We start from the raw sequence: 24,913 nt of genomic DNA on the forward strand, positions 1-24,913 counted from the left end.
TCGCATGGTACCCTCCGACCACGTTTCCGCCCCCTTGGGGTTTCCTGATTTAAGCCTATCCGCGCCCTACAGCGAGTGCCTGCGCTACGTCCAGTTCCGCCTCAAAGCCATTGCCCAGGGCGATTTAACCTCTTTTTGTGCCCAGCATGGCCTGACTTATACCAACGTCGTGAACCTGAAGAACGGCAAGCTCAAGCGCGACGAACCGCGGCTGGTCCAGCGCGTGCTGCGTGCCCTGGGCGTGCCCACGGAAATCGTGCGCATCGACATCGGCAGCGGCGCCAACCAGTACGTGTTTGGTAGCGCCGAGCTACTAGCACAATTCCGCGAGCAGCTGGCCTTCTTCGACGCGGCCGCGCAGCGGGCCGGCAGCCCGCCGCTGACAACCTAAACGCCGAATAGCTTTCCCCATTCGGCCCGGTCAGGGTGCGGAAGGGAGTTGGAGCTGTCTGGCTCCACTCCCCCAGCCCACCCCATGAACGCACCCCGGGAAAACGACCCCACTGAGCTCGACCGCTTCAAGCGCGACATTGACCTGGTTGACTACGCCCAGCGCCAGGGCTACACCATCAAGAAGGAAAGCCGCCGCGGCGACTGGCACCACTTGGTCAAGGACGACGAGCACGTCATCGTCACCCGCAAGGGCGACCACCAGGTGTACCTGAACACCGGCGACGACCGCGACGCGGGCTCCATCATTGACTTTGCCAAAACCCGGGGCGGCGACGGCCACGGCCTGAACCTGGGCCAGGTACGCCAGCAGCTGCGCGAATACCTCGACGGTGCCCCTGCTCCCGCCCGCCAGTATGCGACGCAGTACGCTACGCCACCGGATACCGCGCGCCTGAGCAGCCTGCCCGTAGGCGACCCGGAGCAGGCCCGGCAAGCCGAGGAGGAACGCCGCACCCGCCTGATTTCGCAGGTGCTGGGCGTGAAGAAGGAGTTGACTGACCGCAGTTACCTGAATGGGCGCGGCATTACCGACGCGACGCTAGATAACCCCGCCTTTCAGGGCCGCATCTTCACCGCGCAGCAGAATGAGCACAAAAACACGGTCTTTCCGCTCTACAACGAGCACGGGCTGGCCAGCGTCGAGCAGAAGAACGAGCACTACAAAAGCCTGCTGCCGCTGCCCAAAAACGGCATCTGGGTGTCGCACCCTACCGATGGGAAGGATACGCCGGTGGAGCGCGTGGTGGTGAGCGAGTCGGCCATTGATTCGCTTTCTCACTTCCAGCTCAAGCACGGGCAGGACCCCAAAAACACCCTTTACATTGCCACCAGCGGCACGCCGACGGAGGCGCAGATTGCCCTGATTCAGCGCGTCATCGACAAGCAGCAGCCCCGGGAGGTGGTGCTGGCCAACGACCGCGACGCCGGCGGCCGGCAGTTCAACATTAATTACCTCAATGAGCTGCAGCCCGCCCGGCCGATGGTGCCCGTGGCCGAGCAGGAAGCCTACCGCGAGGCTGGGCGGCCGGTGGAGTGGCACGCCACCAGCGACAAGTACCACACCAGCCTGAAGGTGACTTTTCACCACGACTCGGCCGAGCAGGGCGCCGGTCAGGTGCAGCAGTTGCGCGAGCGGGTGGACCACATCAACCAGACCCAGCAGGACGGCCCCTCACTCGCGGTGGAAGTGCAACGCAGCACCGAGCAGGCCACCATCGTGCGCCTGACCGTGGCCCGCGCCGACACGGCCCAGCTGGAAGTAGTAGCCCAGGAACTCTACCGGCAGCGTGAGCAGCTGCGCCCGGAGGCGGAGCGCCAGCAGGAAAGCTTTCTGCGGGTGGACTACCCGCTGGCCAAGGACTTCAACAAGGAGTTGGAGTACACCAACCAAGGCCTGAGCGCCGAGCAAATCCGGGCTGCGGCCCAACGCGAGGAGCAGCAGCGCGAATCAGAGCGCCAGCAGCGCTTGGCCGAAGCCCAGCGCCAGGAGCGGGAGCAGCGGGCACTGGAGCGACAAGCGCAACGGGAGCGGGAGAATGCGCCAGAAGCGCAGCAGGAGCGCGAACGAAACGACCAGCGCTTCAACCAAGCTGTGCTTGGAGCCGCCGTAGTCGAGGTAGAGCAGCGGCCTACCCGCTCCTACCGCAGCGAGCAGGAAGCGGCTGAGCACACCGCGCAGTTCGTGCACGCCAAAGATGCCGGGCTGGTGCTGCTGAAAGAGTACATCCACGACAACCCCCCACCCGCAGGCCGCAAAGTCGACGAAGCCGAGCGTGAGGAGCTGCGCGACCGTGCCCGCTATGCCGCGATGGCCACCGGGCCAGCACCCGTGGTAGCCGCTGAAGTGAAAACGGCAACGTGGAAGATTGATGAGTTGGAGCCCAACACCACCGGGCGCGCGGAGGCTTGGAAAGCTATTCTGGACAACTCCGGCTACTCCATGCGCACGAGTGACGTGCGCAGCACGGTAGATGAGAAGGGCATCCGACGGGCCGAGTTTGACATGACTTACCGCAACGACCAGCCGGATATTGCCATCATCCACGCCATTGTGACCAACACCAATACCCGCGCCGCGGCCAACAAGGAGCAGTACGCTGGGGTAAGCGTCGTCGAGCGCGACGAAGACCGCGCGGCCCGGCAACTGGCTGCCGAAGCCGCCCCCATTCAGCCCCATAACCGCGACCGGAGTCTGGACGTGGCGGCTAAGCCGGATGCCGCGATTGGTGCAACTGCACCCGAGGCTATTCGCGCCGACACGTCAGGTACCGAAAAGCAGGTAATTATTCGGGTGGACGAACCAGCCCTGACTACGGGCGAGCGAGGTCAGGCCGAGGCCGTGCAGGCGGCCGTCGAAACCAGTGGGGCCAAGGTAGGCAGCGTACAAAGCACAACCGACGAGCAAGGCATCCGACACTCGGAGATGAAAGTGTCGTACCGCACCGACCAACCCGAGATTACGCAGATAAGCCAGACGCTTGATGCCGTGGCGGAGCAGCGCGGCAGCCAGCTGGTGGAGCACAGCAGCGACCGGGCGGAGCGGCACGAGGTGGTGCGCCATAGCTTAGAGGCCAAGCAGCCAACTCAGCAACTGGAGAGATGAGGTAACCGGCAGCAGGGGGCAATCCGCTGCTTTCCTGCTTTCTTTGGCTAAGGGTGACGCGTATCGTAGGTGCTTAGTGCGGGTCCAGGCTTCGGCTTGGATGCAACGGTTGCGGCGCTCCTACCAGTCGGTTTCTATTGAGTGTTGCACGGGCCCGTGGTTGCTGTTCGTAATGGCCCGGGTCCAAGAGCGTATGGGCCGACAGCTTGAGGACAAACTCCACTGCCCGCTGTCGAAGCTCAGGTGTTTCTAACGTGAACAGCAGCTACCTAGAAGTGCGCCTGGGGTTACCCGCATCTAGGGATGGAGCCACCCATTCGGGACGGCAACGTGCTGTGGTAGCCGGTAAACCAGCGACACGGCCCGCCTGGCGGCGCTAACTCGCCGGAAGCGGCGGAATGGTGCTGGCTGCTTCCGCCCCGGTTCGGGTGGCGCGGTAGTGCGGGGACATGATTTCAACGCCCGCGCGGGCAAACTCGGTCTGGATATGCTGGTGCAATTCGGAGTAGAGCGCCGCCTGCCGGTGGGGCAGCCGGGTGTAGGCGTTCACCTGGTAAGACACGTAAAAGTCGTCGAGGCTGGTTTGCAGCACGAAAGGCGCGGGCATAGCCTCCACGCCGGCCGTGGCGCGGGCCGCCGCCAGCAGTAGCTCGTGTACCTGCGGCCAGGGCACGTCGTAGCCGATGGTGATGGTGGAGTGCAGCACCAGGCCCTCGCGTTCGGCTGCGGCGCTGTAGTTCACGGTGTGGCCGGTGAGGATGTTGGAGTTGGGAATGGTGATGTCCTCGTTCTTGATGGTGCGCAGACGGGTGACCAGCAGCGTTTTTTCGAGCACGTCGCCCACCACCTCGCCAATCCTGACCCGGTCGCCCACCTTATAGGGCCGCATGTAGGTGATGACAATGCCCGCTACCAGGTTGCCAATGGCCGAGGTGGAGCCGAAGGAAATGACAAAGCCCAGCAGCACTGACACGCCCTGAAACACCGGCGAGTCGGAGCCGGGCAGGTAGGGAAAGATGACGATGAACATGAACACGTACAGGGCGAAGCGCACCAGGTTGAAGGTAGGCAGGGCCCAGTCGGCGTAAAAGCCGTCGATGACCAGCTTGCCCTCGGCCACTTCCGTGGCCAGGAAGCGCAGCAGGCGCACGGCGTTGGTGGTAAAGAAGTAGATGACTACGATGGTGAGCAGGTTGGGAATGTAGTGCACGATGGCCAGCACCACCCGCTGCACGGGGCCCAGCACGTAGCCCAGCAGCTGCCGCGAGAAGCCTTCGGTCCAGGGAAAGAGGCTAAAGAGCAGGGGTAGCGCGAGGTACACCGTCAGGGCTACCAGTACCAGGCGCAGCACCTTGAGTAATGTGCGCAGCACCTCCAGCTGCCGCTGCTGCGTGAGCAGCTCGTAGTTATTGATGCGCCAGGGCCGCAGGGGGCTGCCGCGCCAGCGCAGAATGCGTTGGTTGATGGCCCGAAAAAAGCGGTTCAGCCCGAAAATCAAGCCGGCCAACATCACCAGCGTGAGCACGGCCAGGGCGCCGCGCTTCAGCAGCGCGGGCAGGGAGCTGGCCTGCTGGGCGGCCGTGAGGTGGCGGCGCAGCAGGCCGAGGTACTGGCGGGCCACGGCTTGCCGGGGCTGGCCCAGGGCCTGCGCTTCGGCCTCGCCCACGCTCAGCACGTGGGCGTCGGCGTACATGATTTCGGAGTCCTGCTCCGCGTCGACCACGTAGAGCGAGTCGGGCCGGAACAGCGGCGCGTCGAGCAGAGCCTGCAGGCGGCGCTGGATGGCCTCGGCCCGCTCGCGGGGGCCAAACGAACCCACCCGGCCGTACACCCGAAACAAGGTATCGGCGGGGGGCAGCACCACGGCCGCGCCGGCCGGTGCCGCCGGCGCGGGCTGGGCCGCCGGGGCCAGGGAATCGGGCGTCTGGGCTACCGCGCCCCAGGTCAGCAACAGGAATAAGCAGGTAAAAAATGGCCTCATATGCGGGAAAAATACACAGAAAAACCCTCCTGGCTGGTTCCTGATTCAGGTCAATAGGTGCCAGCCCTACTCGGCCGCCGTGGGCCGCAGTTGGGCCAGCAGCGCCGGCGATACGTCCAGGGTCCGGATGGGGAAGGGAATGACAATCCCGGCCTCGTCAAACGCCCGCTTGATGCGCATAACAGCCTCGCTCTTGGCGCCCACGTAGTCGACCTGCTGCTGGTAGGGAATCCAGAAGCGCAGCGTGAAGGTGATGGCACTATCGCCAAAGCCGGTAAACATGACTTCCGGCGGCCGGTCGGTGAGCAGCTTGGGAAAGTCGCGCATAGCCTGCAGCGCCACCGCGCGCACCTGCTCCAGGTCCGAGTCGTAGGCCACGCCACAGTCCAGGTCCACGCGGCGGCGGGTGGTGACGGTGTAGTTTATCACGGCGCTTTCAAACACCTTGCGGTTGGGCACCCGCACCAGCTCACCGGTGACCTGGCGCAAATCCAGGGTGCGTAGGTTGATGCGTTCGATGGTGCCGAAAAAGGCGTCGGTCTGGATGACGTCGCCCACGGTGAAGGGCCGCTGCACGGCGATGATGATGCCGCTGATAAAGTTGGCGGCCATGTCCTGAAAGGCAAAGCCCAGCGCCAGCCCGATGATGCCCACGCCGGCCAGCAGCGAGGTCACCGTCTTGTCGAGGCTGAGCACTTCCAGCGTGAAGAAGGTGCCCACCAGCAGCACGCCCAGGTAGGCCAAGGTGCTCACCAGGTTGTTCAGCGTGGCGTGGGTGGATACCCGTGGCAGCACTTGGCCCATCAGCCGGCGCACCAGCCGCGCCGCGAAGAAGGTGACGACCAGAATCAGCACGGCAATGAGCAGGTTGGGCAGCAGCAGAATAAACTGCTGCAGCCAGCGAGTAAGCTTGCCCGATAATAGGGTGAAGGCGCGGTTAATATCTGTCATGCGGCCGGGGAATGGTGGAGGGTACCCTTACCTACGGCCGGGCAGCGGGGTTGGGTCGGCTGGCGCGGATGCGGCACGAAAAAGTCCCCGCGGCGGCCGGGGCGTTGGGTGGTTATCGTGCCCAGGCAACGTCATAAGCTTAACCAAGAAGCTACTGAAAGTGAATAGCATTGAATGCTTCTCGCTTCTTTTGCGGTAGCGAGAAAAGAGGACCGCACCAAAAACATTCTGGCTCTTCGCGCCCGGCTTGGTTGGACTTGCGCTGCGTAGGTTGGGGTGAAGCGAGCAGAAGCGGGCCTGCCGGTGGCTTTGCGGGTGTACGTTCTGGGTGGGTAGTACATCGACAAACTGTGGAAGCTGCGTCCAACCTGAAGGATGGGACCCTATCCTTAGCGCCGGGGTGGCGCTTCCAGTAGCAGCTGCACGGGATGCTGGCTGCCGGCGCGCACGCTCAGCCACTGCCGTAGGCGCTGCTGCTCGACCGCCGGCAGGGGCTGCGCGGTGCGCACCGACACGACGACGGTCGTATCGGCCCGCAGCGAATCGGCCGCGGGCCGCACCACACGGCTCACGCCCAATTGGCGCACGGCGGGGTGCTCGGCCTGCACCTCGCGTAGCAGAACTGGGGCGGTGGGCAGGCCGGTCAGGGCGGGGTTATCGGGCTGGGTAAGCACCTGCTGGAGTTGGGCCAGGCGGGCATCGTAGCCGGCCAGGGTTTGCTCGTTGCGGCTGCGTACGTCTTCGAGCAGGCTGTTGCGCATGGTTTGGGCATCGGCCGAGTCGAGTTGGGCCAGGCCCTGGCGCACGGTCAGCTGGGCCTGGGGCAGGCGGTAGCGGACCAGCTGCTGCCGGGCCTCGCGCAGCTGCGCCCGCGTGAGGCGCTGCCCGGCCAGCAGCACGTTGATGGTGCGTGTGTCGGCCTCGATGCGGCGCGTGACCACGTAGGTGCCCGGCTGTTGATTAAACTGCTCGTCCACGAACTGCTGGGCATTGTGGGCAAACACGGTGCGCTGCACGATGCGCGAAGCCAGGTACACGCTGGGTATGCCGGTGAGCAGGGCCACGGCCCAGATGGAAAGCTGCACGCGCCGGGCGCGCTGGCGGCTGACAAAGGTGTGGTGCGGCAGCGGCAGGATGCGGGCCACCAGAAAGGTGGCCAGGCTGATAAACACGCTGTTGATGAAAAACAGGTACAGCGCCCCCAGCAGATAGCTCCAGTGGGATGTGGCCAGGCCGTAGCCGGCCGTGCACAGCGGCGGCATTAGGGCCGTGGCAATGGCCACGCCGGGCACGGCATTGCCCCGCGAGCGGCGGGTGAGGCCCACGGCCCCGGCTGCCCCGCCGAACAAAGCAATGAGCACGTCCCAGGTGGTAGGTTGGGTCCGGGCCAGCAGCTCGGAGCCCGCATCGGTGAGGGGCGTGAGCCGGAAGTACAGGGCCGACACCAGCAAACTGATGCCGGCGGCAATGAACAGGTTTTTCAAACCCCGCCGCACCAGCTCTACCTCGGCCGTGGCGGCCCCGAAGCCAATGCCCACGATGGGACCCATGAGCGGCGAGATGAGCATAGCCCCGATGATAACGGCCGTGGAGTTGACGTTGAGCCCCACCGAGGCTACCAGAATAGCGAAGATGAGCACCCACAGGTTGGTGCCGCGGAAGACAATGCCCTCTTCCACGCCAGCCAGGATGTGGGCCGGGTCGGCCATGTCGTGGGAAAGGTCAAAGCGCTGGCGGAGCCAGACCAAGAAGCGCACATTCATAGAAGGGTAATAGCAATGAATGCGCTGCATACGCATCCCGCCGCAAGGTAGCCGCAAAGCGCGGCCGTAACCCGCGCTGGAAACCAGCAGGAAACTTGTTATGACGCACAAGTAGCACAGGGCAGGCGCAGGGGAGCAGCGGCGAGCGGGTAGGCCGGCCCGGCAGGCAACCCAGTCCCGGAAAGGCGTAGGTTTGCCGGAATCAGCGCCGCCGGTCTGCGCTGCAAATGGAGCATGCGTCAACCAAGCGCTATTGTTCCGCGTCTACCCTACCTTACCCCAACCTGCCCCTGGCCTTTCGATGGAATTATACAATACCTTGGCGCTGCTCATCGTCCTAGCCGCCGTATTCGGCTACGTCAACCACCGCTTCCTTCGGCTGCCCGGTACCATCGGGCTGATGGTGCTGGCCCTGGTTTCGTCCCTGCTGGCCATCGGGCTGGGCAAGCTGGGCGTCGACTGGGTACTGACCGCGGGCGAGCTGGTGCGCGGCATTGATTTTCACACGGTGCTCATGCAGGTGATGCTGAGCTTTCTGCTGTTTGCCGGCTCCCTGCACGTGGACCTGCGGGCCCTGGGCAAGGAAGGCGTGGCCGTGGGCGCGATGGCCACCATGGGCACGCTGCTCTCGACCCTGCTGGTCGGCACGGCGTTCTACTACCTGCTGCCTTGGTTCGGGCTGCCCACCGACTTTATCTACTGCCTGCTGTTCGGGGCCCTCATCTCCCCCACCGACCCCATTGCGGTGCTGGGCATTCTCAAGCAAGCGCGCATCGACCCGCGGCTGGAAATCCGAATTGTGGGCGAGTCACTCTTTAACGACGGCATTGCCGTGGTCGTGTTCGTAAGCCTGCTACAAATTGCCCAATTCGGGACTGGGCAGGCCACGCCCACCGTTATCGGGGAGCTGTTTCTGCGCGAAGCCCTGGGCGGCCTGGCCCTGGGGGCGGCGCTGGGCTACGCCGGTTTCTGGGCCCTGCGCAGCATCGACCACTACCAGGTGGAGGTGCTCCTTACCCTGGCCCTGGTGATGGGCGGCACCGCCCTGGCCGCGCGGCTGCACACCTCGGGGCCGCTGGCCATGGTGGTGGCGGGGCTGATTGTGGGCGACCAGGGCCGGGAGCTGGGCATGTCGGACGAGACGCGGGAGTACCTGGACAAATTCTGGGAGCTGCTCGATGAGATTCTGAATGCCGTACTCTTTGTGCTCATCGGCCTGGAGATGCTCGTGCTCGACATCAGCCGCACTACCCTGCTGGTCGGCCTCGTGGCCATCGGGGTGGTGCTGCTGGCCCGCTGGGCGTCGGTGGGCCTGCCGCTGGCTCTGCTACAGCGCTACTACCCCTTCGACCGCCAGACGCTGCGGGTGCTGACCTGGGGCGGGCTGCGGGGCGGCATTTCCGTGGCCCTGGCCTTGTCGCTGCCCCAGTCCATGCCCCGCGACCTGCTGGTGGGCGTTACCTACGTGGTGGTGGTGTTCAGCATCATCGGGCAGGGCCTCACCATCGGGCCGCTGGTCAAGCGGCTGGGCCTGAGCACCGGCGAGGCTTCCGCCGATGCCGGTCATTAACCGCTCGTAATCCGCTTCCTATGCACCGACTCCGCGCCCTGTGGCAGCACCTGAACGCCAGCCTCTGGTTTGTGCCCACCCTGATGGTAGCCGCCGCCATCGGGCTGGCCTTTGCGCTGGTATTTCTCGACGCCGGTATCCGCCACGACTGGGTGCCGGACTACCCCCTGCTGTTCGGGGCCGGCTCCGACGGGGCCCGGGGCATGCTCACGGCCATTGCCGGCTCCATGGTCACAGTGGCGGCCCTGATTTTCTCCCTCACGCTGAGCACCCTGGCGCAGGTATCGAGCCAGTACACGTCCCGGGTGCTGCGCAACTTCATGCGCGACCGGGCCAACCAGGTGGTGCTGGGATTTTTCGTCAGCATCTTCGTGTACTGCCTGATCGTGCTGCGCACCATCCGCGGGGGCGACGAAGGCGGCTTTATTCCCTCCCTGGCCGTGCTCATGGGCCTGGTGCTGGCCCTGGTCAGCATCGGGGTGCTGATATTCTTCATCCACCACATGGCCACGGCCATTCAGGCGTCCACCATCATCCGTCACGCCACTGAGGAAACCCAGGCGGCCATTGCCCGCCTGTTTCCCGAGCAGCTAGGCGAGGAAGCCGACCCGGCGCAAGCGCAGGAGGTGCTCCGGCAGGCCGGGCAGCTGCACTGGCAGCCGGTCCCGGCCCGGGCCACGGGCTACGTGCAAAGCCTGGACGAGGAAGCGCTGCTCGCGCTGGGCCGCCGGCTGGGGGGCGTGGTGCGCCTGGAGCACGGCATGGGCGGGTTCGTGGCCCGGGGCGCGGCGCTGGTCAGCGTGGCGTACTACGACCAGGTATCCATCTCGCTGCCCAAGGAGCTCACCGCGCAGCTCAACGACTGCTTTAGCCTGGGCAGCCAGCGCACCATCGAGCAGGATGCCGGCTTCGGCCTGCGTCAGCTGGTGGACATTGCCCTCAAGGCCCTTTCGCCGGGCATCAACGACACCACCACGGCCCTCATCGGCATCGACCACCTGAGCGCCCTGCTGGCGCAGCTGGCCGACCGGCGCTTCGAGCAGCCCTGGCGCACCGACCACGAGCGGGTCCGCATCCTGGCCGTGCGTCCCACTTTTGGCGGCTATCTGGCCACGGCCTTCGACCAGATACGCGGCAGTGCCGACGGCAACGTGGCGGTATACCTGCGCCTGCTCACGGCCCTGGCCACCATCGGGCAGCGGACCCAGGCCCCGGCCCGCCGCCAGGCCCTGCGCCAGCAAGCCGACCTGATAGCCGAAGCCGCCCGGCGCACCTTACCCACCGATTACGAGCGGGCGCAGGTGCGTCAGCGGCTGGTGGAAGCAGAAGCAGCTTTCGGCGCCGCTGATGAACCGAACAACCCGTAAGGGCAGGAAATTACGCCTCCCGCAGCCAGGCGCTGGCCTGGTCCAGGTCGTCGAACACGGCGACGTGCAGGTGCCGCCGCAAGCCGTCGAGCACCGTTTCCGTGTGCAGGCGGTGGCCCGGGTCGGGCGTAGGCAGGGCGGCGTAGCGGGCCAGGGACGTTTCCGCAATGGTCTCCGGGAGCCACTGCTCCAGCAGCCACGCCCGGTCGGCTTCGTCGGGTGCTTCGGGCATGGCCTGGTGGTCGGCCAAAATGGCTTTGAGCTGGTGGCGCCGCAAGAGGTTGCGCACGTGCACGTACAGGGCGCGGAACTCAACGCTGGTCAGCGGGGCTCCCGTCCAGTGCAGGTACACGTAGGTTCGAGGCACATAATCGACCGCGCCCACGGCATTGGAAAAATAGAAGCGAGTTGGAACCACGCGAATACACTAAGCCGAAACAACTGCCTTACGTGTAGAGGGGGAACAGGGCTGAAAGCGGCCCCCGCCCCGCCGGTTATTGGGGTTTGTCCGGCGTCGGTGGCTCGGAGCCGCGTGCGGCCGCCCGGGCCGCCGGCATGTCGCCGGGGCCCGCCGGCCAGCCCTCGCGCTGCCGGCGCCGGTCCCCGTCGGTGGCTTCGGTCTGGTCGTGGAATAGAATCTGCCGGGTGGGAAAGGGCAGGTCGATGCCGTTCTCGGCGAGCTTGTTCTTGATGGCTTCGAGCACCTTGTCCTGGGCATCAAGGATGTCGGCCTGCCGGGGCGGGTCCACCCACCAGCGCGCCCGGATGTTCACGGAGCTTGCGGCCAAATCCATCACCAGAGCTTCCGGCGCGGGGTCCTGGAGCACGCCAGGCACCGCGCGCATGGCTTCGAGCATCAGCTCCCGGGCCCGGGCAATGTCGTCGCTGTAGCCGATGCCCACGTCGTACTGCAGGCGGCGCTTGTCGTAGGCCGTGTTCACGGTCACGGCGTTGGTGAACAGCTCCGCGTTGGGGATGATAACGCGGCGCCCGTCGTAGGTTTTGATGCTGGTGGCCCGGGTCTGGATGTCTTCCACCGTGCCCTCGAAATCCTTGTACTTAATCTGGTCGCCGATGCGGAAGGGCTCGGTAAAGAGCAGCAGAATGCCGGCCAGGAAGTTCTGGAAGATGTCCTTGAAGGCAAAGCCGATGGCAATGCCGCCCACGCCCAGCGCGCTGACCAGGCTCGCCGGGGTAAAGCCCGGCAGCACGATGGTGACCGTGACCAGCACCCCCAGGATGAGCGTGGCCACGTAGGCCAGCCGGCTCAGCAGCAGGGGCAGGTTGTGACTGCTTTTTTTGCCGCGCGTGATGCGCTGCACCAGGGCGCGCACGCCGCGGGCCAGCAGCAGAAACCCCAGAAAGACTACCAGGCCAAAGACGATGTTGGGCAGGGCCAGCATCAGGTCGCGGCCAATCTGGTGGAGCTTCTGCCAGGCAAGGGAAAAATCCATGGGAGGGGGGTAAGTGGAGCAGTACCATACCGGGGCCGGGTGGCCCCGGCCCGGCAAGAGCTCGAATGAGGCTTTCTTACGCAGTCATTCCCTGGCGGCAAGCTTCTTCGCAGCGGCGGCAGGCGGCGGCGCACGCCTGGCAGTGCGCATGCGCATGCTTGGCGCACTCTTCCCCGCAGAGGCGGCAGATTTCGGCGCATTCGCGCAGCAGGTGCCAGGCGTGCTCAGAGCCGCGGGACAGTAGACGGGCCGTCAGGGCGCAGATGTCGGCGCAGTCCCGGTCAAGGGCAATGCAGGGCGCCATCATCTTCACGTCGTCTTCCTGCAGGCAGGCCGACGCACAGTTTTCACAAGCCGCCACGCAGGCATTCAGGGCGTCGAGCAGGGATTGATGCTGTGTATTCATCGCGAGGTAGGTAAAGTTTCCAACTGGGTAAAACCTTCTATACCCCCGGTTCCGCGCAAAGGTTGATGGGGCGACAGCTGCAACCGCTACACGTCCGCTGGGGGCGGTTCTGCTGAAGCCGCGGGTAAGGAACCCTGCCGGAGTTCGGCGCGCAGCTGCCGCACTTCCTCGTGCAGCGCCGCTACGGCGGCGGCCCCGGCCACTTCGGCCTCGGGGTTCTCGGCGTCGCGGCCCATGAAGAAGGTAGCCAGCGTCGCCGTAAAGTAGCCAAAGACCGCGAAGCCGTAGAGGGCCAGCAGCAGGCACAGGGCCCGGCCCTCGCCGGTGCGGGGCCAGTACTCGCTGCCCATGCTGGTGAGTAACATGGCCGTCCACCACAGCGCTTCCGAGTAGGTGCGCAGGCCGCCCGGCACGTCCTTTTCAAACGCGTACATGCCCGCCGCGCCCAGCAGCAGCACCAAGGCCGAGAGGCCCAGCACATAGCCCACGCCACGCCGCCCGAAGCTGGCGGCCAGCGCTTTCATGCCCCGGTTCAGGGAGCCCACGACTTTCACCAGCCGCAGCCCGCGCACGGCCCGCGCCGCCCGAAACACCCGCGCCAGCCGAAACAGGCGCAGGGCCGGCACGAGCAGCGAAATCAGGGTGATGAGGTTATTTTTCAGAAACGCCAGTTTGCGGGGCGCCAGGATAAACTTGAGCAGAAAGTCCAGGATGAAAATCACCCAGATAATCGTGCCCGCCAGCTCCAACGCCGGGCTAAGGCCCCACAGCAGCTCCACGCCCAGCAGCACCAGCCAGGCAAAGCCCAACACCAGCAGGGGCGTTTCCAGCCAGTCAGTAAGCTGCTGCAGGAGGTGGTAGCGCTCCTGTTGGAGCTGTTGCTTTTCGGAATCCGGGTGGGACATAGGCAGAAGCGTAGCCAAGTACCAGCGCGCTTACGCGCCTTACCGGCCCGGGTTATGGCTCGCGCGGTAGGGGCCACCGTTGCTGCCGCGCTTGCTTGGGCGCGAGGCGGCACGCCGTAGACTGGTTCAACTCCCGCGGTGGCCTTAGCCTACCAGCAGCAAATCTTCCAGTCGAGTGGTGTATTGCGGCGTACGCCACTGCGCCTGCCCTTCCCAGGGTGCTCTGTCTTGGCTGGGGGGCAGCACCAGCGAGGCCAGCTTCACCGTGCCTTTGCCGAAGCGGCGGTTCAGCGCGTCCAGCTCGGCCGTCAACTTGGCCCGTTTTTCCGAAACGGGCGCGGGCTCAAACAGCGTGAGCTGGGTTTGTCCTTCCGGCTCCAAGCCGTCGAGTATCACGCCGGCCTTGGTGTAGCGGTTGCCCGGTTGCCAGAGGCGCTTGAGCGCCGCCCGGGCAAAGCGGACCAGCTCAATGGTGTCGTTGGTGGCCACGGGCAGCGTGAGCACGGCGGAGCAGGAATACGGCGGGGGCTCCAGGCCGAAGCGGCTTTTACTTAGGAAGACGGTCATCAGGTGTGCCGCGTCGCCCTGGCGGCGCAATTTCTCCGCGGCCCGGGAGGCAAAGGCGCTGACGGCGCCCGTAACATCGAGAAAATCCGAGAGCGGCCGGCCGAAGGTGCGCGATACGCACAGGGTGCGGCGCGATAAGGTGCCGTCTTCGCTTGGCGCCAGTCCCTGGCACGGGTAGCCCTGCAGCTCGCGCACGAGGCGAGCCCCGACCACCCCGCCCAGGTGCTTGCGGGCAAAGGCTTCCGAGCAGCCGGCCAACCCGGCGGCCGTGGTGATGCCGGCGGCGTAAAGCTTCTGGGCATACTGGAGGCCGATGCCCCAGACATCTTCCACGGCGACCTGCTCCAGGGCCCAGCGGCGGCGCTCGGCCGTATCCAGGTAGCACACCCCGCCCATCTCCGGGTTTTTCTTGGCCAAGCGGTTGGCCAGTTTTGCCAGCGTTTTTGAGGGCGCAATGCCCACGCAGGTGGGGATGCCGGTGCGGGCCAGCAAATTGGCGCGCACGGTGCGGGCAAAGGTGTCCAGGCTGCTGACCACGAAGCGTTCCATGCCATGCAGGTCCAGAAAGGCCTCGTCGATGGAATACACTTCCACGGCCGGCGCCACTTGGCTCAGGTACCACATCACCCGGCGCGACATGTCGCCGTACAGCGCGTAGTTGCTGGAAAACACGGCCACATTGTGCTGCTCCAGCAGGGGCTTGACCTGAAAGTACGGGTCGCCCATCTGCAGGCCCAGGGCCTTGGCTTCCGCACTCCGGGATATCAAACAGCCATCATTATTGCTCAAAATAACTACGGGTCGCCCTTCGAGCCGGGGCTGAAAAACCCGCTCGCAGCTGACGTAGAAGTTGTTGCAGTCGACTAAGGCGTACATGGCTAGTCGCGGGTGCGCAGCAGCGCAGCTAGTTTGCCAGGAATCAGTTCGTGCAGCACGTGGGTGACCACGCCCCAGATGCGCACCGCGCCGGCATCGACAATCTCCCAGGGCTGGTAATCCGGGTTCTCCGGCTTGAGCCACCAGGTGCCGTGCTCACAGACTAGGCGCTTGACGGTGCATTCGCCCTCCACCACGGCCACCACAATGTGGTTGTGGTCGGCCTCCATCTGCTTGTCCACGGCCAGCAGGTCGCCTTCGTGAATCTCGGCGTTCTTCATGCTCTCCCCGCTCACCCGCACCAGGTACGTGGCGTCGGGGTGCCGCAAGAGCAGGCGATTCAGGTCGAAGAGCTCATCAGTGTAATCAGAGGCCGGCGAGGGAAAGCCGGCGGACACCGAGCAGCTGAAAAGCGGGAGCAAAAAAGGCGTTTGGGAGTCGTGGACGGGGATTAATTCGACGTTGCGCATGAGCGGTATAAAGTAGGCGTGTCCGCAATAATACGCGCTGCTAATAAAATTAGTAATCATAAGGCTAAAAATTGTAGCTGCTGAATCAGTTCGCTTAGCTGTTTCTGGCTGGCCAATACAGCGCCGGCCGCACCAGACCCCAACGCCAGCCTGCTCAAATACAGGCCCGCGTTGGGGCATCCTGCGCTTATAAAAAGTGGTTTTTCAACTCCTCAGCCCGCAGGCTGACCAGTTGAAAGAAGCAGTTGTTTGAGGGCCTTTCCATAGGGGGGCAGTGGGGAAAAGAAGGTCGGCCTTGGTTAAAAGTTTGGTACAAAGGTTAAACGAGCGGACGGGCTGGAAACATCCTCTACCGCCTGCGCATCGCTGCGGAGCAGGTCTTGGCAAGGCCCTGTAAAAGGGGGACTGGCATCCAGGAGGCCCGGCCCTACCCCAAAGCGCGGGAGGCACGGCAAGCCCGCCGCAGGGGCCGTGGTTCATCCGTGCTGTCCCCGCGCGTAGACGGCCCCGGGACACGCCCGGCGAGGGGAACAGCGCCACCACGGCTGGGTTGGGCGTTACCGACTCGCCCGGGCGCCGCCGTTCTCCCGCGGTACGGGCGTAGCCCTGCCTTACGGGTTAGCTCAGCGCTGCCAAGCCCTGGCGCACCGCCTGCGCGACGGCGGCCCACTTGGCCGGGGCGTCGGAAACCGACGCGGGGTGGCGCCAGCGGTTGGCCACCACCAGCAATTGCGTCAGCGGCCGCAGGGCGGCTTGCTCCAGAACCGGCAACAGCGTCGGCAACGCGTGGGCTTCGGCGGCCGCGCCGCGCAGGGCCAGCACGGCGCTGGTCAGGTGCGCCAGCTGCGCCAACGCGTCCCGGCTGGCCGCGTCGAAGGGGCGCGGCTCGGCGGCCATGATGCTCAGCGCCCCCAGCGCGTGGGCGGCGTAAAAGCGCAGCCCGCTGGCGGCCGCGGCGGCGGCGCTGCCCAGCGTGCAGGGGTCGCGCTGCAAATCCTCGAACACCAGGCATTGCTCCCGCAGCAGGGCGGCGGCGCACAGGCACCGGTCCCGCGGCACGCGGGCCGGGCCGGCCCACCCCCACTGCCCCCGGAACCACACCTGCGAGGCGTCGGCCAGCGACACCAGGGCCACGGAGGCGCCGAACAAGCGGGCCGTGACCAGGGCCACCTCGTTGAGCAGCCGGTCCTGCACCGTGCCGCACAGGGTGTAGCCCTGCCACCGGAGTTGCCGCGCTTGGGCCGCTGAAAGGGGGGAAATATGATCCATGCCTTATATTACAGAAATTTGCCCTCCTGGGCCGCCGCTGGGCCGCCGGCTCGCGACGCCACGGCCGTGGGTGCGCGCTCTCGCAACCACCGCACGGCTTCGCCTTCGGTATCGAACAACCCCAGGTCATACGGCTGGTGCGGGCGGGTGGCCTCGGCCACAACCGGGTGCAACGCTTGCCCGGCCTGCAAGGCCGCCCGACGGCTGGGCGAGAGCAAATAAGCCAACCGCAGGCGGCGGGGCGCCAGTTAGGCCACCGCTTGCGGGAACCACTGCTCCACAATCCACGCCGCGGGCTCGACGTGGGGCAGTTGGTGGCGGCGCACGTCGAGCAACACCCGGCTGGTTGGGTGGCTGGCCAACGCCGCCAACAAGGCCGCGTGTTCTTGCTGCAGCACGGGAAGCGAGCGGTACTCCGCCCACCAGCGGACCACGAGCAGGTCCAGGTCGGCGCGGTGGTGGATGGTGAAGTCCGACAGTTGGGTTACGAGGTGTGGCATCGGCAGGAAAGTGCGGCCACTACCAAACTGGCCGCGGGTGCAAAAGTTTTGCCGGGACCGGTCGGCATGCTTGCCAAGCCGAATCAGCAGAGCATGCGCAGGGCCCCGACACGCCGCGGCGCGGCTGCAACAGCACGCGGTGCTCACCGGCGGAGAAACACGCGGAAGGTGGTGCCCCACCCGTCTTGGCTGTCCACTTCGATGCGACCGCCCGCGTTTTCCACCAGGCGCTTGATCATGTACAACCCGAGGCCGTGGCCTTCCACGTGGTGGTGCAGGCGCTGAAACGGGGCGAACAAGGCCGCTTGCGCGGCCGCGTCCAGACCCAAGCCGTTGTCTTGCACCGTGAGCACGGTGTAGGGCTCCTCGTCGTAGCAGGCCACGCGCACCCGCGGCGCCCGGTCGGGGTGGCGGTACTTGAGCGCGTTGCTGAGCAAGTTGTACACCACCGAGCGGGCGTTTGGCGGCGCCAGCGTGGCCCGCGCGCACCCGCTGGACGCCACGTCGATGCGGGCCCGGGTTTGCCGGATCAGCGGCTGCAGGTCGAGCTGCACCGCGTCGATGACGGGCAGCAGGTCCACCTCCTCAAAAGCAGTGGGCGGCTGTTGCGCCCGCGCCACGGCTGTCATGCCCTCCACCAGGTCCTTGAAGCGCTGCGTGGTGCCGCGCAGCAGGTGCAGCAGGCGGGCCGCGTCCGGCGGCACGGCGGCCGGCGGCAGGTCCTCGCCGAGCGCGTGCACCAGCCCTTCGATGTCGAGCAGGGGCGCGCGCAGGTCGTGGGCGGCCATGTACACAAACGTGTCCAGTTCTTCGTTGAGGCGTTGCAACTGCGCGTTGCGGGCGGCCAGTTCGTCGTTGAGTTGCTGGGCGTGCGCGTGGGCCGTGCGCAGCTCCCCGGCGAGAAGCTGCAGGGCCTGCTCGGCGCGTTTCTGCTCGTCGATGTCCGTCACCGAACCGAGGTAACCGCCGGCGTTGCCCTGGGCGTCCACGCGGGGACGGCCCGAGTCGGTGATCCAGCGGTACTGCCCGGCGGCGTTGCGCAGGCGGTACACGGCGGTAAACGGCTGGCCGGCGGCCACCGCCGGCAACGCCAGCTCGGCCACGCGGGCCAAGTCCTCGGGATGGACCGCCTGCTGCCAGCCGTAGCCCAAGGCTTCGCCGGGCCGCTGGCCCGTGTAAGCATACCAAGAGGCATTCAGGTACACGCAGGCCCCGTGGGCGTCGGTTTGCCAGATGAGGGTGGGCACCAAGTCGGCCATGTCCCGGAAGTACTGCTCGCTGGCCTGCAGGGCCTGCTGCACCCGTTTTTGCGCGTCGATGTCGGCGGCCGCCCCCACCCACTGCACGACGTGGCCGGCGGGGTCACGCACCGGGTCAGCCCGGTCCAGAAACCAGCGGTAGTCGCCGGTGGCGGCCAGGCGCAGGCGCAATTCGTGCTGAAAGGGTTGTTCGGTGCGCACGCAGGCTTGCCACGCCTGCACGAGCGCTGCCTGGTCGTCGGGGTGGACGTAGGCGCGCCAGTCCAGGCCTTGGCCGTTGGCAGCCGAAGTAATTTGCTCCCAGTACGGGCTCAAGTACGTGGTCTGTCCAGCGGCATCGGCTTCCCACACGATGAGCGGGGCGGTTTCGGCCAAGCGGCGGAACCGCGCCTCGTTCTGCTCGGCCAATTGCCGGGCGCGCACCTGCTCGGTTACGTTCACGGCAAAGGTCATCACGCCCTCGATCTGGCCGTCGGCGGCCCGCAACGGCTGGTAGGTGAAATCGAAGTAGGCCTCGGTGAGCGGGCCGCCGGCGGGGCCGGCGCGCACCGGCACGCCCCGGCCGTGGTAAGGTTGGCCGGTGCGGTACACCCGGTCCATCAGGTCGAAAAACGCCGCCTCTACATCGGGCAGGGCGTCGCGGATGGGCAGGCCCGCCAACGGCCGGAACCCGAAGAGCTGGTCCGTAAGCGGGTGCACCAACTCGAAGACGTGGTCGGGGCCCACGTTGGTGTTGACGATGGCCGGCGCCGTGCGAAACAACCGCTCCAAACGGGCGCGCTGGTGTTCGGCTTCGGCGCGGGCCTGCTGCAGCTCCCGGGTGCGCGCGTGCACCCGGCTTTCCAACCGTTGGTTGGCCCCGGCCAAGTCCTGGTTGAGCGCGAGCACCTGTTGGCGGGCGCGTACTTGCTCGGTCGCGTCGTACCCGAGCACGATGACGCCGTCGACGCGGCCGGTGGCGCCGCGCCGGGGTTGGTAGCTGAAGGTAAAGTAACGGGTTTCGACCGCGCCGGTGCGGGCAAAGTCCAGGGTGGCCGGTTGCTCCACGGCATGCAGCAATTCGCCCGAGTGGTAGACCTTATCCAGCAAGTCCAGGTAGCCTTGCGCCGCCAGTTCCGGCAGCGCCTGCCCCAATGGCTGGCCCACCAACTCGCGTCCGCCCAGCAGTTGCCGGTAGGCCGCGTTGGTAAACTCCACCACCAATTCGGGGCCGGCCAAGATGCACAGCAGCGCCGGTGCCTGGTCCAGCACCCGCTGCAGCTGGGCGTATTGGGTTTCCGCAGCCACGCGGGCCGCGTGTTCCAGGCGCCGCCCCTCGCGCAGCAGCGTTTCCACGGACGTGTTGTGGCGGTGGCTCACGTCGGCGAAGCTGATGACCAACAGCTCGCCGCAGCGCTGGGCCGTCAGCTGAAAATACGCGTTGAGGCTGTTGCCCGGGTAATCGACGCTGAACTGGCGCAGTTCGCCCGAGGCGTATGCGTGGCAGTAAAAAGCAAACACGCCCTGGGCCGCGGCGTGGGGGTATTGCTGCAGAAACGTTTGGGCGGGGCGTTCGGGCAACGCCAGCCGCTGCTGCGCCGCGGCATTGACCCGCACAAACTGAAAATCCTCGATCCGCCCGTCGGCGGCCGTGATCGGCTGGTACAGAATGATGCCGCTGGCCGACACGCGCAACAGCGTGTCGGCCAGCAGCGACGCGGCAGAAGAATCAACAGGGTGCGGCATGGGGGCGAGCGAAGATACCCGATCTGGTACGGAACGCCGGGCTGCGCGGCTACGAACCAGGGTTGGAAGCCGGCAGCTGGGCCACGCGCCGGCGCAGCGTCGTCACTTCGTCTTCCAGCGCCAGGGTGCGGAAGGTGACTTTGGCCTCCAGGTCCTGGTAGGCGCGTTCGAGCTCCTCTTCGCGGCGGCGCAGCGCGTCTTCGGTTTGCTTCTGTCCGTGGATGTCGGCGCAGGTGCCGAACCACTTCACGATCTGCCCCGCCGCGTCGCGGTAGGGCAACGCCCGGCCTACGTACCAGCGGTACTGCCCGTCGTGGCGGCGGAAGCGGTACTCCACCTCGTAGAGCGAGCCGGTGGCCAGCGCCGCACGCCAGCGCTCCAGGCAGCGCGGCAAGTCGTCGGGGTGCACCACGGGCTCCCAGCCCCAGTCCAGCGCCTGCTCCAGGGTTTGGCCGGTGTACTCCATCCACCGCTGGTTGAAGTAGGTCACGGCCCCGTCGGGGCGCGCCATCCAGAGGATGCCCGGGATGCTTTCGGCCAGAAATTCCAGTTCGCGGCGTTGCGCTTCCTGCAGCCGGGCCCCGGCCTGCGTGTCGGTGATGTCCTTGGTGATGCCCTGGAAGCGCACCGGTTGCGTGCGGGCCTCGTCGAAGACGGCCAGGCCCGTGGTGCGCACCCAGCGCACCTCGTCGCCGGGCAGCAGCACGCGGTGCTCGACGGCGAGGCGGCCGTTGCCCTGCGGGTCAAGGGCCTGCTGGAGCTGCTGCTCGAGCACGGGGCGGTCTTCGGGGTGGGCGGCGCCCAGCACGTCGTCCAAGCTCACGGCCGCCTCGGCGGGCAACCCAAACAGGTGCTTGCAGCGCGACGAGCACGAAAACTGGCGGCCGGTCCAATCCATCTCCCAGACGCCGATGCCGGCGGCGTCCAGCGCCGCTTCGATGCGTTCGGGCGTCAGCGCGGAGGCAAGGGAAGCTGACATGTGCGAAATAACGTTAGGGGTTAAAGACTAGGGGTGCGTAAGCTGCAGCTCCAAGCCCGATTGAAAATATACAACCATTTGGCGGACCGTTCCGTCGGCCGAGCGCCGCAAGCGGGTGATGAGCGCCAGGACCGGGGTTTCCGCCTCCTGCAGGGCCAGGAACGGCTGGCCCAGGCGGGAGTGGCGCTGCAGGTGCCAGGTGCCGGCGTGGCGGTCGCCGGCGCGGGTGTGCAGCGAAAAATGCGTCTGGTGCAGCTGCAAGTGCGTAGCTTCGGCCCACCGCGAGTCGCCCGTGGGCGCGGGGCGCAAGCAAGTCGTGTGCCACAGGCCGTGCAACTCGCCCGCGGTCAAGCTCGGCAAGTGCGCGTCAAACAACGTAGGTGGATCCGTCACGGCGGGGTACTGGTTAGACAATGGAGCGTTACTTGGACTGGAGCAGGAGAATTCCGGCAGCCGAAACCCGCGTTTTTGCGTAAGACATAAATTGTGTACCCCAAACCGTACTTGCTATGAGTCCGATTCCAGGTGACCGTCCCCCTGAGTCAGCCGTACCAGCCGAGGCGGGTTTACCAGACAGCCCCCCCCCCGGTGCACCGGCCCCGCAGGGTTTCGGTAATACAAAAATAGCTGAAAGTATTACAGAAACTAACGGTGCCGCCGCGGCCCGGGCCACCGGCCTTGCCCCCAAGCGCCCGGGCCGGCCGCCGCGCTCCTCGGCCGCCCCCGTTACGTGGTCGGTGCGCGGGGTGAGCCGGGACGCCCGGGCCGTGCTCGAGCGCGGCGCGGCGCAGGCCGGCAAAACGCTGGGGCAGTACCTGAGCGAAGACGTGGCGGCGTTGGTCCTACAACAGTTGCAGGTACCGGCCGCGGCCGACTCCACCTTGCATTCGGAGATTCAATACCTGCGTCAGCTGGTGGAAAACCTAACCGTGATGCTGGGCGGCGGCGCTCCCCTGCCCGCTGCCCAACCGCTGCCGCCAGCCCCGGCCCCCGTTCCGTTCCCGCCTCCAACGCCGGGTGATGAAGAGGAGTCTGTGCCGCCCGCCCAACCGGCCCGCTGATCCGGCTGGCGCCCCCCGCTGCCGTAGCATAAAAAACGGCCACCCGGCTGCCCCGGTGGTGGGGCAGCCGGGTGGCGCGCAGCGGGTTGCTGAATAAGCTTATTTCAACAGGTCCACCTGCTGGCGGAGCACGTCGCGGGCGATGGCCAGGTTCGTGTCGCGGGCGTTAACGGCCAAGTAGATGAATTTCTTGCCCCCGTCGATGAGGTTGATCAGGTGCAATTGGTTGGTGAGCGTGATGAGGATGTCGTCGATTTGCTCGCCCTGCAGCTTCAGGGCCGCCATGGCCTTTTGCTTTTGCTTCACGACCTCCGTGTTGTAAGCCGCCGCCGTGTCGGGATTGAGCGCGGGGGAGTTGGTGTGGGAGGCCAGGGTCATGCCCGAGGTCGTGTCCACGATGGCCACCGCCAGCAGTTGCGGCAACTCGTTGATGATGTTTTGCACGGCTTGGCCGGCGGCATTGTTGGTAGAGTACGCCATGGAAGGAGCGGAAGAGGGTATTTTTTTGGAGGTTGAAACCGGGTAAGCGCTTGGGCGGCGGGCGGCGCGGCGGTCCGCCAGGCCGTGCATGGAAAAGAGGGAGTGGCGCGTTGCCATGGGCCGGTTAAAACAACCACCAACGTTTGGCCGGGCGGACGGGCTTGGCTTTTTCCCGGGGCAGCAAGGTGACGGACTCGGTCCGGCCGCCGCGCACATCGACTTCTTCTCCCTCGTAGCCCGCGTAGCCGTAGGCCAGGGTGGTCAGGCCCTGCGCCGGCACCAGCAAGGCGTATTCGCCCTGCGCATTGGTGCTCACGCCGCGCTGGCTGCCGCGCACCAGCACCGTGGCTCCGACCAGCGGGTGGCCGTTTTCATCCAGGATGCGGCCTTTCACCACGCTCATGCCGCGGCCGCTGGCTTCGGCCGCCAGGCTTCGTTCGGCCGCAACTTCGACCTCTGGGGCGTTGCCGGCCAGCACGGCGCCGGCGACCAACACCACCGCGGCCACGAGTCCGGCCACCCGGCGGCGCAGGCGTTGGGGGGCGGTGCGCACCAGGTCAAATTGGCGCTGCACCCAGCCGACGGGGCGTACCTGCTCGCCTTCCTGCTTCATTTCGTAAAAGCGGCGCAGGGTTTCGTCGCCCGAACCGCGGCGGGCTTTCAGGTAAGCGTCCACGGCCCGCGTGTTGGCGTCGGACAAATCACCGCGCAGGTAAGCGTCGCGGTACACCGGCAGCAAGCGGCCGGTTGCGGGGTCGAAAGGAGAAGCAGTCAAGCTCATAGCAAAGGGTGTAAAAAAGGTGGTGGTTTAGGAAGAAGCGGATGTCGCAGGCTTAACTAAAGGCAACGTTATGCCGGATACCAGAATGAAACCGCGTGGTCTCGCCCAACACGCTCCCCGGCTCGCTGAACGACGCCCCGGGCTCTGGGAGCGGTGGCTTGCTCCCCCCGGCGGGGCAGCCGCCTGGGGGAGCAAGCGGTTTGGTAAGCGTGCTACCCGGTCCATTTCTACGCGGTGCAAGCGAAGCAAACGGCGGATCAGGGGCTGGGCCCCAGGACAGCGTGGGAAAGGTCATGGCCACGTAAACCACGCGGCCCGATCCGCGGTTGTCAAAACAACCTACCTTCAGGTTAGTATGCCTTCGACCTGCACTCCCATCACCCCCCGCTGCCCCGTGCGCACCGCTTTGGACTTGCTAGGCGGCAAATGGCGCCTGCTGCTGCTCCAACAAATAGCCTTGGGGCAGTGCCGCTACGGGCAATTCAGACGAGCGCTGCCCGACATCAGCGAAAAGGTGCTGGCGCAGGAACTGCGCAACCTGACCGAGGCCGGCTTGGTCGTGCGCGGCGCATTTGGCGAAACGGCAGCCCGCGGTGACTACGCCCTGACCGAAGGGGGCCGGCAGGCCCTGCCGGTGCTGGAGGCCTTGCTGCGTTTCGGCCTCGGCTACACCACCGCCTTGCAAACGGCCGGCTCGCAGTAAGGCGAGTTGCCAGGCCAGGGACTGCCGGAGCCAGTTGCGGGTCGTTGTATTGGGGTGGCTCCCGGCGGCGTACCAAGGCGCAGGGGCGCCCGCCTTCGCATGCCTGGCATGCCCTGCGGAGCGGTGCGCAGGCGCCGGCCGCTTGCCGAAGCGGCCGCCTTGGATTCTTCCGGACTCGTTGGAGCTGCAAGCGACGCCTGCGGTTTGGCCAATGCAACAGCAGGTCATTTTTAAGTATAATTTAAGCAACTATTTACCCTAGTTTTGCGATACACAGCGCTTTGCTTCCAATCGGCTAGCCGCCTCAGACCCGGAAACGACTTTCCCTGTCCGCTGTTCCACCACACCCGGTAGCCCACCCAGGCTACGCCTCTGCTTTTTCCATGATGTTGCTTTATTCCGACGCGTACGTGCAGATCCGACTGCACGAGAACGGGTACCGCGCTGCCTTGGAAGTCACATGGCTGAACCGGTGCAGCGGCGAGGAGCTGCAACAAGCGTCGGTGCACGCGGCCATGCTGGCCCGCCGTCACCACGTCAACGCCTGGATTGCCAACGACCAGTCGATCGGGAAACTAAACGTCGCGGACCTGTACTGGGCCGACCAGATGCTGGAAAGCATGCACCGGGATCTGGGCCTGGACCGCTTCGCGCTGCTGCTCTCGGATTTGGCCCCCAACCGCGAGCAATTCCGGCCGTACCTCGCCAAGTACTCCAAACCGCACTCGCTGCTGGAGTTAGGCCTGTTCGACGACGTCGCACAGGCCCGGGAATGGGCACTCGATTAGGTT

At 66.0% G+C, this 24,913-nt stretch carries 23 protein-coding genes; 7 read left to right on the forward strand and 16 right to left on the reverse strand.

The annotated features are described in order from the left end of the window. Positions 1-34: 34 nt before the first annotated feature. A complete protein-coding gene (locus ACYVKQ_RS16225; RefSeq protein ID WP_460676410.1) occupies positions 35-391 on the forward strand; it encodes a hypothetical protein in 357 nt (118 codons plus the stop codon). Between the two features lie 84 nt (positions 392-475). Further along, on the forward strand, positions 476-3,055 hold the full coding sequence (locus ACYVKQ_RS16230) for a toprim domain-containing protein (RefSeq protein WP_460676411.1): 2,580 nt from the start codon (positions 476-478) through the stop codon (positions 3,053-3,055). A 376-nt stretch (positions 3,056-3,431) separates the two neighbouring features. Here ACYVKQ_RS16230 and ACYVKQ_RS16235 read toward each other — a convergent pair whose 3' ends face one another. From ACYVKQ_RS16235 to ACYVKQ_RS16245, 3 genes are all read right to left on the reverse strand, one after another. Continuing rightward, positions 3,432-5,036 carry a mechanosensitive ion channel family protein gene (locus tag ACYVKQ_RS16235; protein ID WP_460676412.1) on the reverse strand — a complete coding sequence of 535 codons (1,605 nt, stop codon included), beginning with the start codon at positions 5,034-5,036 and terminating at the stop codon, positions 3,432-3,434. Positions 5,037-5,102: 66 nt separating this feature from the next. Beyond that, positions 5,103-5,987: a mechanosensitive ion channel family protein gene (locus ACYVKQ_RS16240; RefSeq protein WP_183405572.1), complete on the reverse strand. Its 885-nt coding sequence runs from the start codon at positions 5,985-5,987 to the stop codon at positions 5,103-5,105. A 389-nt stretch (positions 5,988-6,376) separates the two neighbouring features. After that, positions 6,377-7,750, reverse strand: a complete 1,374-nt coding sequence (locus ACYVKQ_RS16245) for a DUF389 domain-containing protein (RefSeq protein WP_073288302.1) — start codon at positions 7,748-7,750, stop codon at positions 6,377-6,379. Between the two features lie 301 nt (positions 7,751-8,051). Here ACYVKQ_RS16245 and ACYVKQ_RS16250 point away from each other — a divergent pair, with 301 nt between their 5' ends. Together ACYVKQ_RS16250 and ACYVKQ_RS16255 are read left to right on the forward strand one after the other, a co-directional pair. Beyond that, the gene (locus tag ACYVKQ_RS16250; RefSeq protein ID WP_460676413.1) at positions 8,052-9,320 is read left to right on the forward strand and encodes a cation:proton antiporter; all 1,269 of its coding nucleotides are present in this window, start codon (positions 8,052-8,054) and stop codon (positions 9,318-9,320) included. A 20-nt stretch (positions 9,321-9,340) separates the two neighbouring features. Beyond that, a complete protein-coding gene (locus ACYVKQ_RS16255; protein WP_460676414.1) occupies positions 9,341-10,687 on the forward strand; it encodes a DUF2254 domain-containing protein in 1,347 nt (448 codons plus the stop codon). A gap of 10 nt (positions 10,688-10,697) precedes the next feature. Here ACYVKQ_RS16255 and ACYVKQ_RS16260 read toward each other — a convergent pair whose 3' ends face one another. The 11 genes from ACYVKQ_RS16260 to ACYVKQ_RS16310 all read right to left on the reverse strand — a co-directional run bounded on the left by ACYVKQ_RS16260 (position 10,698) and on the right by ACYVKQ_RS16310 (position 21,490). After that, on the reverse strand, positions 10,698-11,054 hold the full coding sequence (locus tag ACYVKQ_RS16260) for a hypothetical protein (RefSeq protein ID WP_460676415.1): 357 nt from the start codon (positions 11,052-11,054) through the stop codon (positions 10,698-10,700). 127 nt (positions 11,055-11,181) lie between these two features. Beyond that, complete coding sequence (locus ACYVKQ_RS16265; protein WP_183405568.1) at positions 11,182-12,141, reverse strand: mechanosensitive ion channel family protein; 960 nt, start codon at positions 12,139-12,141, stop codon at positions 11,182-11,184. Between the two features lie 76 nt (positions 12,142-12,217). Beyond that, a complete protein-coding gene (locus ACYVKQ_RS16270; RefSeq protein ID WP_183405567.1) occupies positions 12,218-12,547 on the reverse strand; it encodes a four-helix bundle copper-binding protein in 330 nt (109 codons plus the stop codon). Between the two features lie 86 nt (positions 12,548-12,633). After that, positions 12,634-13,452 carry an ion transporter gene (locus ACYVKQ_RS16275; protein ID WP_183405566.1) on the reverse strand — a complete coding sequence of 273 codons (819 nt, stop codon included), beginning with the start codon at positions 13,450-13,452 and terminating at the stop codon, positions 12,634-12,636. A gap of 144 nt (positions 13,453-13,596) precedes the next feature. Beyond that, entirely contained in the window at positions 13,597-14,895 is a 1,299-nt protein-coding gene (locus tag ACYVKQ_RS16280) for a Y-family DNA polymerase (RefSeq protein ID WP_183405565.1), read from the reverse strand. Positions 14,896-14,897: 2 nt separating this feature from the next. Then, positions 14,898-15,425: a LexA family protein gene (locus ACYVKQ_RS16285; protein WP_460676416.1), complete on the reverse strand. Its 528-nt coding sequence runs from the start codon at positions 15,423-15,425 to the stop codon at positions 14,898-14,900. A gap of 558 nt (positions 15,426-15,983) precedes the next feature. Continuing rightward, on the reverse strand, positions 15,984-16,634 hold the full coding sequence (locus tag ACYVKQ_RS16290; RefSeq protein ID WP_345226621.1) for a GAF domain-containing protein: 651 nt from the start codon (positions 16,632-16,634) through the stop codon (positions 15,984-15,986). A 248-nt stretch (positions 16,635-16,882) separates the two neighbouring features. Beyond that, positions 16,883-17,134, reverse strand: a complete 252-nt coding sequence (locus ACYVKQ_RS16295; RefSeq protein WP_460676417.1) for a hypothetical protein — start codon at positions 17,132-17,134, stop codon at positions 16,883-16,885. A gap of 143 nt (positions 17,135-17,277) precedes the next feature. Beyond that, on the reverse strand, positions 17,278-20,118 hold the full coding sequence (locus ACYVKQ_RS16300) for a PAS domain-containing protein (RefSeq protein WP_345226618.1): 2,841 nt from the start codon (positions 20,116-20,118) through the stop codon (positions 17,278-17,280). Positions 20,119-20,167: 49 nt separating this feature from the next. Then, a complete protein-coding gene (locus ACYVKQ_RS16305; protein WP_345226616.1) occupies positions 20,168-21,097 on the reverse strand; it encodes a PAS domain-containing protein in 930 nt (309 codons plus the stop codon). Positions 21,098-21,124: 27 nt separating this feature from the next. Then, positions 21,125-21,490, reverse strand: a complete 366-nt coding sequence (locus ACYVKQ_RS16310; protein WP_345226614.1) for a hypothetical protein — start codon at positions 21,488-21,490, stop codon at positions 21,125-21,127. Between the two features lie 353 nt (positions 21,491-21,843). Between ACYVKQ_RS16310 and ACYVKQ_RS16315 the strand changes: the two genes are divergently transcribed. Further along, positions 21,844-22,158 carry a hypothetical protein gene (locus ACYVKQ_RS16315; protein ID WP_460676418.1) on the forward strand — a complete coding sequence of 105 codons (315 nt, stop codon included), beginning with the start codon at positions 21,844-21,846 and terminating at the stop codon, positions 22,156-22,158. A gap of 99 nt (positions 22,159-22,257) precedes the next feature. Here ACYVKQ_RS16315 and ACYVKQ_RS16320 read toward each other — a convergent pair whose 3' ends face one another. Together ACYVKQ_RS16320 and ACYVKQ_RS16325 are read right to left on the reverse strand one after the other, a co-directional pair. Then, positions 22,258-22,638 carry a hypothetical protein gene (locus tag ACYVKQ_RS16320; protein ID WP_345226611.1) on the reverse strand — a complete coding sequence of 127 codons (381 nt, stop codon included), beginning with the start codon at positions 22,636-22,638 and terminating at the stop codon, positions 22,258-22,260. 124 nt (positions 22,639-22,762) lie between these two features. After that, the gene (locus ACYVKQ_RS16325; RefSeq protein WP_460676419.1) at positions 22,763-23,419 is read right to left on the reverse strand and encodes a carboxypeptidase-like regulatory domain-containing protein; all 657 of its coding nucleotides are present in this window, start codon (positions 23,417-23,419) and stop codon (positions 22,763-22,765) included. A gap of 394 nt (positions 23,420-23,813) precedes the next feature. On the opposite strand from ACYVKQ_RS16325, the gene ACYVKQ_RS16330 reads away from it, so the two are divergent. Beyond that, a complete protein-coding gene (locus ACYVKQ_RS16330) occupies positions 23,814-24,122 on the forward strand; it encodes a winged helix-turn-helix transcriptional regulator (protein ID WP_345226607.1) in 309 nt (102 codons plus the stop codon). Between the two features lie 383 nt (positions 24,123-24,505). Next, entirely contained in the window at positions 24,506-24,910 is a 405-nt protein-coding gene (locus tag ACYVKQ_RS16335) for a hypothetical protein (RefSeq protein ID WP_460676420.1), read from the forward strand. The last annotated feature ends 3 nt before the right edge of the window (positions 24,911-24,913 follow it).

The organism is Hymenobacter coalescens, assembly GCF_054783195.1.